This window comes from Alsobacter sp. (assembly GCF_059501845.1).
The window spans coordinates 44,929-56,262 of record NZ_JCACDK010000008.1 but is presented as its reverse complement, the minus strand read 5'-3'; the positions used below and the strand labels follow the sequence as shown (position 1 = coordinate 56,262).

General features: G+C 67.5%; 9 protein-coding genes. 2 read left to right on the top strand and 7 right to left on the bottom strand.

Annotated features, from left to right (window positions below):
* Nucleotides 1–106 precede the first annotated feature (106 nt).
* Nucleotides 107–1,591, bottom strand: a complete 1,485-nt coding sequence (locus AC5JCN_RS06630; protein ID WP_495754241.1) for an MDR family MFS transporter — start codon at nt 1,589–1,591, stop codon at nt 107–109.
* Nucleotides 1,592–1,816: 225 nt separating this feature from the next.
* Here AC5JCN_RS06630 and AC5JCN_RS06625 point away from each other — a divergent pair, with 225 nt between their 5' ends.
* Nucleotides 1,817–4,195, top strand: coding sequence for a sensor histidine kinase (locus tag AC5JCN_RS06625; RefSeq protein WP_495754240.1), 2,379 nt, complete (start codon nt 1,817–1,819; stop codon nt 4,193–4,195).
* A complete protein-coding gene (locus AC5JCN_RS06620) occupies nt 4,192–5,787 on the top strand; it encodes an ABC transporter substrate-binding protein (protein WP_495754239.1) in 1,596 nt (531 codons plus the stop codon). Before AC5JCN_RS06625 ends, AC5JCN_RS06620 begins: the two co-directional genes overlap by 4 nt.
* A gap of 1 nt (nt 5,788) precedes the next feature.
* On the opposite strand, the gene AC5JCN_RS06615 is transcribed toward AC5JCN_RS06620, so the two are convergent.
* The 6 genes from AC5JCN_RS06615 to plsX form a co-directional block, all read right to left on the bottom strand.
* A complete protein-coding gene (locus AC5JCN_RS06615) occupies nt 5,789–6,031 on the bottom strand; it encodes a hypothetical protein (RefSeq protein ID WP_495754238.1) in 243 nt (80 codons plus the stop codon).
* A gap of 120 nt (nt 6,032–6,151) precedes the next feature.
* Nucleotides 6,152–8,194 (bottom strand): oxidoreductase, encoded by a 2,043-nt coding sequence (locus AC5JCN_RS06610; protein ID WP_495754314.1) that lies wholly within the window; start codon nt 8,192–8,194, stop codon nt 6,152–6,154.
* Between the two features lie 2 nt (nt 8,195–8,196).
* On the bottom strand, nt 8,197–8,748 hold the full coding sequence (locus AC5JCN_RS06605; RefSeq protein ID WP_495754313.1) for a MerR family transcriptional regulator: 552 nt from the start codon (nt 8,746–8,748) through the stop codon (nt 8,197–8,199).
* Between the two features lie 50 nt (nt 8,749–8,798).
* On the bottom strand, nt 8,799–9,113 hold the full coding sequence (locus tag AC5JCN_RS06600; RefSeq protein ID WP_495754237.1) for an integration host factor subunit alpha: 315 nt from the start codon (nt 9,111–9,113) through the stop codon (nt 8,799–8,801).
* Nucleotides 9,114–9,253: 140 nt separating this feature from the next.
* Entirely contained in the window at nt 9,254–10,231 is a 978-nt protein-coding gene (locus tag AC5JCN_RS06595; protein ID WP_495754236.1) for a beta-ketoacyl-ACP synthase III, read from the bottom strand.
* Nucleotides 10,228–11,289, bottom strand: a complete 1,062-nt coding sequence (gene plsX, locus AC5JCN_RS06590; protein ID WP_495754235.1) for a phosphate acyltransferase PlsX — start codon at nt 11,287–11,289, stop codon at nt 10,228–10,230. Before plsX ends, AC5JCN_RS06595 begins: the two co-directional genes overlap by 4 nt.
* Nucleotides 11,290–11,334: the final 45 nt, after the last annotated feature.

Below are 11,334 nucleotides of genomic sequence, written 5' to 3'. Positions count from 1 at the left end.
CGCACTCTCCGTGCACTGGGCGAGCAGCATACGGCCGAAGCGGAGCACGGATGTGGCAAAGGCGACGCTGGAGCCTCCAGTCACCACGTCGTGATGACCGGCGTCCTCAGTGCCCGCCTGCGGCCGCCGCGTGCCCCTCTTTTGGCGCGGCGCCACGGAGCGGGAGTTCCTCCATGCGAAACAGGAACAGGAGGGAGAAGAGGAGAAACACTGTCGCGGTGCCGAAAACGAGGTGGAACGCGCCGGCAATGTCGGCCGCGCTGCCCTGCACCGGGATCACTTCGTGCATTGCCGCCCCGGCTCCGCCGCCGAGCAGGATTGCGCCGAACACCGCGACCACCAGTGCTCCGCCGAGGCTGCGGAAGAAGTTCATACCGGCCGTCGCCGTGCCGAGCTGGTTCGGCGAGACAGCGTTCTGAATCGCGACCGTCGTGACCGGCAACAGCGAACCCAGACCGATGCTGAACATCGTGAAGAGCACTTCGAGCGCCGGCAAGGGAAGCGTCCTCGCCTCCAAGGTCAGGGCCAGCGTCGCGACGATGGCGAGACAGAGCCCGGCCGTCGGCAGCCTCCGGTAGTGCGTCACGCGAGCCATCAGCCTGCCCGACAATGTCGCGCCGACCACGGTGCCGACCATCAGGGGAACGAGCGCCAGGCCTGAATCGGCGGCCGAGAGGCCTCGCACGGTCTCGAGGTACACGGGCACGTAGATGCTCATGCCGATGAAGACGCCCATGCCGAAGCAGGCCGACAGCGTCCCGTTGCGCACGACCCCGTTGCGGAAGAGCGAGAGCGGGATCAGCGGCTCGGGGGCACGGCCCAGCCGCAGCGCGAACAGAGCCCAGAGCACGGCCGAACCCGCGAACAGCCCCGCGATCGGCGCCGAGACCCACGGATAGCGCGTTCCGCCCCAGTTCAGCCCCAGCATGAGGACGCAGGTGGCGGCGACGAGAAGGACCGCGCCGAGGACGTCGATGGCGTGCTTGCGTTCGTGCCGCGGAAGCCGGCGCAGGAGCCGGTCGGTCATCACGAAGGCCAGCGCGCCAAGCGGCAGATTGATCCAGAAAATGAGGGACCAGTGCAGGTGCTGGGCAAAGAAGCCGCCGAGCACCGGGCCTGCCAGGCTCGAACTGATGAACACGCTGGCGATGTAGACCTGGTAGCGCCCGCGCTCTCGCGGCGAGACCACGTCGGCGATGATCGTCTGCGCCAGCGAGATGAGGCCGCCGCCGCCCAGCCCCTGCAGAGCGCGGCCGAGGATGAGCGCCAGCATGTTGGGCGCCAGCGCACAGGCCGCGGAACCGATGACGAACACGCAGATGCCGACGAGCAGCGTCGGGCGCCGGCCATGGATGTCGCTGAACTTGCCGTAGAGCGGCGTCACTGCCGTCGAGGTGACGAGATAGGCCGTGACGACCCAGGGCAGCAGGTCGAAATTGCCGAGATCGCGCCCGATAGTGGCGAGCGCCGTGGCCACGATCGTCTGATCGAGGGCGGCGAGGAACATCGCCACCAGGACGCCGACGATGATCAGCCTGACCTCGCTGTGGTCGAGCGGGGCTGTCGCGGCAAGTGGGGGAGATGCGTTCATGGCCGGTCAGGTGTTGGGGAGCACAGCCCAGCACGTCGGGCAGCGGACATGAATGTCAATGCCACGCTCCCATCCCGTGATGCATGGCGGCGTGCGCGGCGGCACAGACAAAAACGCGTGAAAAGCCAATTGCGTCGGAACGTATCCTGGGTATGGCAACCCTGGGTTGAAACGTTATCATGCCGCTGGCGCTGCTGGCGCCTCCGGGCAAGGGATCGCGCCGCCGTGCGGATCAGGTGGAGAGTCTTTCTCGTCGGGGCCATCCCCATCTCGATCGCGGCCGTGATCGCGGTGCTGTCCTGGTTTCTTCTCAACGAGGCGGAGCGGGCCCGGAGCGGCGCCGTGCTGGCCGGCACCATTTACCGCGACCTGCTGGTCGCCATGTCTGCACGCGACCGCTACGTGACCGCGCGGCCATCCGAGCGGCCGCAGTTCGCGATGCGCTTCAACGAAAGCGCCGAGGAGGCTCGCGGCAGTCTCGTCACGCTGCAGAAGCTCTCCCAGAACAACAAGCAGCGCGAGGCCATCAAGCTCGCCTCCGACGAGTTCGCCCGCTACGACGACCTGATGCGGAAGTTCATCGGGATCACGATCGCCAACGATACGATGATCACCGAGATGAGCGTGCGCGCAGACGCGCTCATCGCGCTGACCGACCAGGCCCGCACCCGGCAGCACGCGTCCAACGTCGAGATCGTCGGGTCCCTGTCCGAAAAGGACAAGCGCCTGCGGCTCGCGCGGGACATCGTCGACCGGGCGTACCAGCTGCGCAGCGTTCTCACCTCCGTGCAGATGCAGATCCTGGAGCCCTCCCCCGCATCCGACGCGGGAGATCGCGCCCGCGGGTTCAATGCTGCGGGGCTGCGCAATGCCGGGCAGGACCTCGCCCTGTCGCTGACCGCTGCGGGGCGCTCGGATGCGGCGGCCGAATTGCGATGGCTGACCAGCCTCGTCGACGAGGCGCTGACGACGTCGGCCGATCCGTCCGAGGCGGCGCCGGCGCTCGGTGCCGGGGACAGCCACGCCGAGGTCGGGAAGGCGCTTCTCGACTGGCTGGACCGCCTCCTCAAGGTGGACATCACCGAGCAGAGGGCCCTGCACGAAGAGGTGGCGCAGCTCCTCACCTATTCCGTCGAGGCCAATGAGACCGAGCAGGCCACGCAGAACGTCGCCATTGCGACCCTGAAGCTCGGGCGGCGCACGACGGACGCACTGTCCGGTCGCGACCCCATTATCGCGTCGACCATGCTGGAGGAGAGCCGGAAGCTATCCACGACGATCGCTGCCCTGCCAATCTCCCCGCTCATCCAGACGGAGATGATCGATGCCATCGACCAGTGGCGCGAACGCCTGTCCACCACCATCGATGGCGTACGCAAGCAGAACGCCGCGATCTCGGCCATGGACGCGACGGCCTTCCGCATGGTCGACCAGGCGCGCAACCTGAATGACCTCTTCACCGGCGACGCCGAGCGCTTCGGCGACAGCGTCCGCCGCATGCTGCTGATCGGAGCCACCATCGGCTTGCTTCTCGGCTCATTCGCCGCGTTCCGCGTCGCCCGCTCGATCGTGGCGCCGCTGAAGCGGGTGCAGGCGAGCATGCTGGCTCTCGCAGCCGACCCGCTTGCCGCGACCGTGACGGATTCCGACCGCCGCGACGAGCTCGGCGACATGGCCCGCGCGGCCAACTTCTTCGCCCGCGAGATCGGCACGCGCGAGCGCGATCTGCGCCGCGCAAAGCAGCAGGCCGACGACGCGCTCGCAGAGCTGCGCCGCACCCAGGCGGACCTGATCCAGGCGGAAAAGATGGCTTCCCTCGGACAGCTCGTCGCCGGCGTCGCCCACGAGATCAACACGCCACTGGGCGTGGCCCTGACGACCGCCAGCCTCGTCGGCGACGAGACGCGCTCGTTTCAGGCCGACATGAAGCGCGGCCCACTCCTGCGCTCCCGGCTGGACCATTTCGCCGAGCGCGTAGCCGAGGGTACGCGGCTCCTGATGATCAACCTGAACCGTGCCGTCGAGCTGGTGCAGAGCTTCAAGCAGGTCGCGGTCGACCAAGTGAGCGGCGGGCGCCGGACCTTCCTGATGGGGGAATGGCTGCAGGAGCTGCTGACGAGCCTGGGTCCCGCCCTGCGCAAGAGCGGCCACGAGGTGACCGTCGACAGCAGGCCCGGGCTGGAGGTGGATTCCTATCCCGGCGCGCTCGCGCAGGTGGTCACCAACCTCGTCATGAACGCCGTTATCCACGCCTATCCCGATGGCGAGCACGGCAGCATCCGCATCCGGGTGGATGACCCCTCCCCCTCGCGCGTCGTGATCGAGTTGGCCGACGATGGCTGCGGTATCGCGCCGAAGGACCTGCCGCGGATCTTCGACCCGTTCTTCACCACCGCCCGGCACAAGGGGTCGACCGGGCTCGGACTCCACATCGTCTACAACATCGTCACGACGATGCTGCAGGGCCGCATCACCGTCGAGAGCGCGCTGGGGCGCGGCACGGTTTGGCGCATCGACCTGCCGCGCAAGGCGGCCGAGCCGCCGCATTCCCAGAACCCGCCGGAGATCGGCGAACCCGCCAGGACCAGGGAGGCGATTCCATGATCCGCTTTCGCAGCGCCTTCGCCGCAGCGGCGCTTCTTCTCGCCGGGATGACCGCAGCCGATGCGAAGACGCTAGTGTTCTGCTCGGAAGGCAACCCCGAGGCTTTGAACCCGCAGCTGGTCACCACGACGACCGGGATGAACGCGGGCCGGCCGATGTTCAACAACCTCGTCGAGTTCGTGCCCGGCACGACGACGTTGCGACCCGGGCTGGCCGAAAGCTGGACCGTCTCCGACGATGGCACCGAGTACCTTTTCCGCCTGCGCGAGGGCGTGAAGTTCCATTCCTCCGCGCGCTTCACGCCTACGCGCACGATGAACGCCGACGACGTCGTGTTCTCGCTGGAGCGTCAGTGGAAGGAGGACCATCCCTACCACAAGGTCTCCGGCTCAAGTTTCGACTATTTCGGCGACATGGGGATGGCTGAGCTGCTCAAGTCGATCGACAAGGTCGACGACCGCACGGTGCGGATCCGCCTGACCCGGCCGGAGGCGCCGTTCCTCGCCGACCTCGCAATGCCCTTCAACGTCATCCTGTCGGCGGAGTACGCCGATACGCTGCTGAAGGCCGGGACACCAGAGATCATCGACCGGGAGCCCATCGGCACCGGGCCGTTCATGTTCGTGAGCTACCAGAAGGACGTCGCCGTCCGTTACCGCTCGTTTGCCGACTACTGGGCCGGCGAGCAGCCGATCCGAACGCTCGTGTTCTCGATCACGCCCAACCCCGCGGTGCGACTGACAAAGCTGAAATCGGGCGAATGCCACGTGATGGCCTTCCCCAACCCGCAGGATGTCGAGAAGATCGCCTCGGATCCGGCCCTGAAGGTGCTGAAGCAGGAGGGGCTGAACATCGGCTACCTCGCCATGAACGTCTCGGTGAAGCCGTTCGACGATCTGCGGGTACGCCGGGCCATCAACATGGCCATCGACAAGTCCGCACTGGTGCAGGCCGTCTACGGCGGGTCCGGAACGCCGGCCCGCAACCCGATCCCGCCGACGCTCTGGTCCTACAACGAGGCGGTGAAGGAGTACCCGTTCGACCTTGCCGCCGCGCAGGCCCTTCTGGCCGAAGCCGGATACCCGAACGGGTTCGAGACGGAGCTCTGGTACATGCCGGTGAGCCGCCCCTACAACCCGAACGGCAAGCGCATGGCCGAGATGATGCAGGCCGACCTGTCACGGCTCGGCATCCGCCTGAAGCTCGTGACGAAGGAGTGGGGCGAGTACCGGACCGACCTCCAGCAGGGTCGCTACACCATGGCGCTCTACGGCTGGACGGGAGACAATGGCGACCCGGACAACTTCCTCGACGTGCTGCTTGGCTGCACCTCCGCCCGGATCGGCGGCAACAACGTCTCCAAATGGTGCGACAGGACCTATGACGGCCTCGTCACCGAGGCCAAGCGGCTTCCGGACCAGAAGGCGCGCGAGGGCCTATACAAGGACGCGCAGCTGATCGTGCACGACCAGGCACCCTGGGTGCCTGTCGCGCACTCGATCGTCTACATGGCGACGCGCAAGGAAGTGACCGGCTTCCGCATCGACCCGCTGGGCCGGCAGGTTTTCGACGGCGTCGACCTGGCGGAGTGATTCACACCTGGGGAGCGACAGGGGGCTCCAGGGCCAGCGCGGCGTGGAGCTTGGGAAGGACGCTCTCGGCGGCGCGCGTCAGGAACTCCGGCTCGGCGTCGCTGTCCACTTCCGTCACGCGCCAGCCGTTTCCGCCGTCAACCTCGATGGCTACGTCGGTGACGGTCCCCTTGCCGCCAAGTGCTCTGTCGAGCTCGGCCGTGACACGCCGCTTGAGCTCCGCCATCGGGAGGGTCTCCTTCATGGACGCAGGTCTCCGTAGTCGAGGAAAAGGATGGCGCATTCGCGCGCGGGCGTACTGCCGGTATGACAATGCCTGAATGCGGCGATGGTTCGGTCCGAGCCGGGCGATGACGCCCGAAACTCACACGTCCTTCACCAGCCTCAGCGCCTCGTAGACGGCGGCGTGGATATTGCGGGACGACACCGCATCGCCGATCCGCCACAGGGTGAAGGTGCCAGCCGGATTGGTCCGGAGATCCTGCGGACGCCCGGCGATCAGGGCGGCGTGGTCCACCTCGCCGCGATTTGCACTCAAATCCTTCAGCGCGAAATAGAGGTCCGCATTCGGCAGCGTGCCATGCTCGACGACCACCTGCTCGACCCGCCGTTCGACGTGGCGCCGGCCATACTCGTCGTGGAAGCGGGCCACGAGCCCATTTCCGTCGCGCTCCACACTCTCTAGCCGAAGGTTCAGGGTGATCTTCGCGTCCGCCGCGGAAAGCGCGCGGAAGTAGACGGGATAGTTGGTGCCGCCGACCTCCGGCGCAAGCGCGCGCTCCGGCGTCACCACCTCGAGCGCGGCCCCGGACCGGGCCAGAAACTCCGCGGCCGTCATGCCGGCGTGCCCGCCCTCGTCGTCGTAGAGCAGGACGCTGCCGGCCGGCTTGGCATTGCCCGACAGGATGTCCCAGCTGGTCGTGACGAGATCCGCACCTGCATCCAGGAAGGACGTGTCGGGCAAGCCGCCCGTCGCCACGACCACGACGTCCGGTTCCTCGGCCAGCACGTCGTCCGCCTCGGCCCAGGCGTTGAAGCGGATGTCGACGCCATGGTCGCGGCACCGTTGCAGGCGCCAGTCCACGATCCCCATGATCTCGCGCCGGCGCTTCAGGCCCGCGGTCAGCAGAACCTGCCCGCCCGCCTCCGGAGCCGCCTCGAACAGCACGACCGCGTGGCCGCGCTCGGCCGCGACCCGGGCCGCCTCCAGCCCGGCCGGTCCCGCGCCGACCACGACGACCTTGCGCCGGACGGGAGCCTTGTCCGCGATCTCATGCGGCAGGTCCGCCTCGCGGCCGGTGGCCGGGTTGTGGATGCACAGCGCGTCATGCCCGAAGTAGATCCGGTCGATGCAGTAGCCCATGCCGACGCAGGGCCTGATATCGTTCTCCCGTCCCGCCGCCACTTTCGAGGCGATATGCGGGTCGGCGATGTGGGCCCGCGTCATCCCCACCATGTCGAGCTTGCCGCTGGCCACCGCGTGGCGCGCCGTCGCGACATCCTGGATGCGCGATGCGTGGAACACGGGGATCCGCGCCTGTGACTTCACCTCGCCGGCAAAGTCGAGCGACGGCGCCGACGGCGAGCCCATGCCGGGGATGACGTGCGAGAGCGCCTCGTCCGTGTCGATGTGGCCACGGATGACGTTGAGAAAGTCGACCTTGCCGGACGAAGCCAGCCGCCTCGCGATCTCCACTCCGTCGTCGCGGCTGAGACCCCTGTCCCAGTCCTCGTCGCACACTAACCGGCACCCGACGACGAAGTCCGCCCCCACCCTCTCCCGCACCGCGTCAAGGACCTCGAGCGAGAACCGCAGGCGGTTGTCGAGCGAGCCGCCATAGAGATCGTCACGAAGATTCGTTGCCGGCGACCAGAACTGGTCGAGAAGGTGCCCGTACATCTCGAACTCGATGCCATCGAGCCCTGCCTCGCGGCATTTCTCTGCGGCATCGGCATAGGCGCGGACGATGCGCGCGAGGTCCCAATCCTCCGCCTCCTTGGGAAAGGCGCGATGCGCCGGCTCGCGCACGGGAGACGGCGCGACCACCGGAAGCCAGTGGGCCTTGTTCCAGGTTGTGCGCCGGCCGAGATGCGTGATCTGGATCATCACCGCCGCACCGTGCGTGTGCACGTCGTCGGCGAGTTCCCGCAGCCACCTCACGACCTCGTCCTGGTACAGCACGATGTTGCCGAAGGCCTGTGGCGAGTCCGGCGCGACCACCGACGACCCGCCGATCATGGTGAGCGCGATGCCGCCCTTCGCCTTCTCGCGATGATAGAGGCGATACCGCTCCTTCGGCATGCCATCCTCGGTGTAGGACGGCTCATGGGCGGTCGACAGGAACCGGTTGCGCAGCGTCAGGTGCTTCAGGCGGAACGGCTGCAGCAGCGGATCCCGCGACACCAGGCTCACGCCTTCCCCGGGTCGTGGTCGCCCGTCCCTTCCCTCAGCGAGGCGAGCAGGCGGCGGCACTCGAGGAGTTCGTCGAGCGCGTTGCGCAGCGCCTGGGCCGTGCCAGCGTCGAGGCCCTCGCCCAGCGTCGAGCGCGCCGGAGGATCGGGCAGGTCTTCCTCCCAGCCGCCCTCCTCGCCAACCGGCGAACCCTCGTCCCGTGTTTCATCGACGAGGAAAGCTGCCTCTTCTGCCGCCGTTTCGCCGCCAACGGGGCGAGGTGCGGGCGCGATCGCTTCGCCGCGGCCGAGTGCCTGGACATGCCGGACGCCCTGCTCCTTCAGGATCTTCTGCACGCCGCGGATGGTGAAGCCCTGACCGTAGAGCAGGTGCCGGATGCCGCGCAGGAGATCGACGTCGTCACGCCGGTAGTAGCGACGCCCCCCGCCACGCTTCAGCGGCTTGATCTGGCCGAAGCGCGTTTCCCAGAACCGCAAGACATGCTGCGGCAGGTCGAGGTCGTCTGCGACCTCGCTGATCGTCCTGAAAGCGTCGGGGCTCTTGTCCATCATTGTCCCGCCGTACCGCGCCCTGGCGCGGACACCGGAGCCATGTCCTCTCAGTCGGTCTCGTCACCGGGATCGAGGCCGTTGATGCGGGCCTTCAGGATGTTCGAAGGCTTGAACACCATGACGCGCCTCGGCTCGATCGGCACCTCGATCCCCGTTTTCGGATTGCGCCCGATGCGCTCGCCCTTGGAGCGCACGACGAAGGATCCGAAGGAGGAAAGCTTCACCGTCTCGCCCTTTGCGAGACAGTCCGAAACCTCCTTCAGGACGAGCTCGACGAGGGCCGAGGATTCCGTTCGCGAGAGGCCAACCCGCTGATAGACGGCCTCGCTCAGTTCCGCGCGAGTGATCGTGCGTTCAGCCACCGTGCCCCCCGATCGAAACGTGAGCCCATGTTCGACGCGGCCCGCCTTGAGACGGCGTACATTCTGCGTTCCCGGCACCGTAGGCCCGCATTCTTTTCGGAGTCAATGTCTTGTAAGGACTCTTCAATCCTGGCCCGCAATCACCAGCGCACGAGTGCCGAGCCCCAGGTGAAGCCCCCGCCCATGGCTTCCAGCAGCACGAGATGACCGGGCCGGATTCGCCCGTCGTGCCGTGCCACGGAGAGTGCCAGAGGGATGGATGCGGCAGAGGTGTTTCCATGCTCGCCGACCGTCAGCACAACCTTGGCCGGGTCGATGCCAAGCTTGCGCGCGGTGGCGTCGATGATGCGGCGGTTGGCCTGGTGGGGCACGAACCAGTCGACCTCGTCGGCCGTGACGCCTGTGGTGCGGAACGCCTCCTCGATGACATCGGCGAGGAAGGTGACAGCGTGGCGGAAGACCTCGCGGCCCTCCATGCGAAGATGTCCCGTCGTGCCGGTGGAGGACGGCCCACCGTCGACGTAGAGCTTGTCGAGATGCCTCCCGTCCGAGCGCAGATGCGAGGACAGCACGCCGCGGTCGGCGATCGTGCCGTGTCCGGGCCGCGCCTCCAGCACCACGGCACCGGCCCCGTCGCCGAACAGCACGCAGGTGGTGCGGTCCGTCCAGTCCAGGATCCGCGAGAACGTCTCCGCTCCGATGACGAGGGCGCGCTTGTGCGAGCCGGAGACGAGGAACTTGTCCGCCGTTGCCAGGGCGAACACGAAGCCGGAGCACACGGCGGCGACGTCGAAGGCAGCGCCCTGCGTGATGCCGAGGGCGGCCTGCACCTGCGTCGCGACGCTGGGGAAAGTGTAGTCGGGCGTCGCCGTCGCGACGATGACGAGGTCGACGCCATCGGCCGAGATGCCGGCATCGGCGAGCGCGGCCCGCGCTGCGCGCGTGGCGAGATGGGACGTCGTCTCGCCCGGAGCGGCGATGTGGCGCTCGTGGATGCCAGTGCGCTCGACGATCCACTCGTCGGAGGTTTCGACCCTCGCCGCGAGATCGGCATTGGTCAGCCGCTGCTCTGGAAGGTAGTGGCCGCACCCGGCGATGACGGAGCGCAAATGTGTCACGATGCGGCCTCCGGCCCGGCTTCGGCCGCTGCAAGCTGCGGCATGTACGCGTCGAGGCTGTCACGGATCCGGGCGAGAAGATCGTGCTCGACCATGGCATGGCCGAGATCCACCGCGGAGGCGAAGCCGGTCGGGTCCGTGCCCCCGTGGCTCTTGATCACCACGCCGTCGAGCCCGAGGAACACCCCGCCATTCACCTTGCGCGGGTCCATCTTCTCGCGCAGGGCCTCGAACGCCCCCCTGGCGAGGAGGTAGCCGATCTTGGCAGCCAGCGTGCGGCTCATGGCGGCGCGCAGATAGGCGCCGATCTGCTTGGCCGTGCCTTCCGCGGTCTTGAGCGCGATGTTGCCGGCGAAACCTTCAGTGACCACGACGTCGACGGTTCCCTTGCCGATGTCGTCGCCCTCGACGAAGCCGGCATAATGGAGCTGCGGAAGGTCTGCCTCGCGCAGCAGCCGCCCGGCCGTCTTCACCTCCTCGACGCCCTTGATCTCTTCGACGCCGACGTTCAGCAGGCCGACGGTAGGCTTCTTGATGTCGAAGACGATCTGCGCCATCGCCGCGCCCATCACGGCGAGGTCGACGAGATGGCGCGCATCGGCGCCGATCGTGGCGCCGACATCAAGGACGATGCTCTCACCCCGCATGGTGGGCCAGATAGCGGCGATGGCGGGCCGGTCGACATGCGCCATGGTGCGCAGGCAGAACTTTGACATCGCCATCAGCGCGCCGGTATTGCCGGCAGAGACGACAACGTCGGCCTCGCCCTTCTTCACCGATTCGATGGCTTTCCACATGGACGAGACCCGGCGGCCGTGCCTCAGGGCCTGGCTCGGCTTGTCGTCCATCCGGACGGCGACGTCGGTGTGGTGAAAGGTGGTGACGGCCTTCAGCTTCGGATGCCTGTCGAGAAGCGGCAGGCATTGCGCCTCGTGGCCGTGGATCACGAACTCCGAGCGCGGGTAGCGGTCGAGCGAGATGGCTGCGCCCGGAATCACCACCGCCGGCCCATGGTCGCCGCCCATGGCGTCGAGAGAGATCCTGACCTTGCGCGACATGGAAGGCTGCGGGGTCCGTTCGTTGGCGGAGAGCCGATCAAGTCC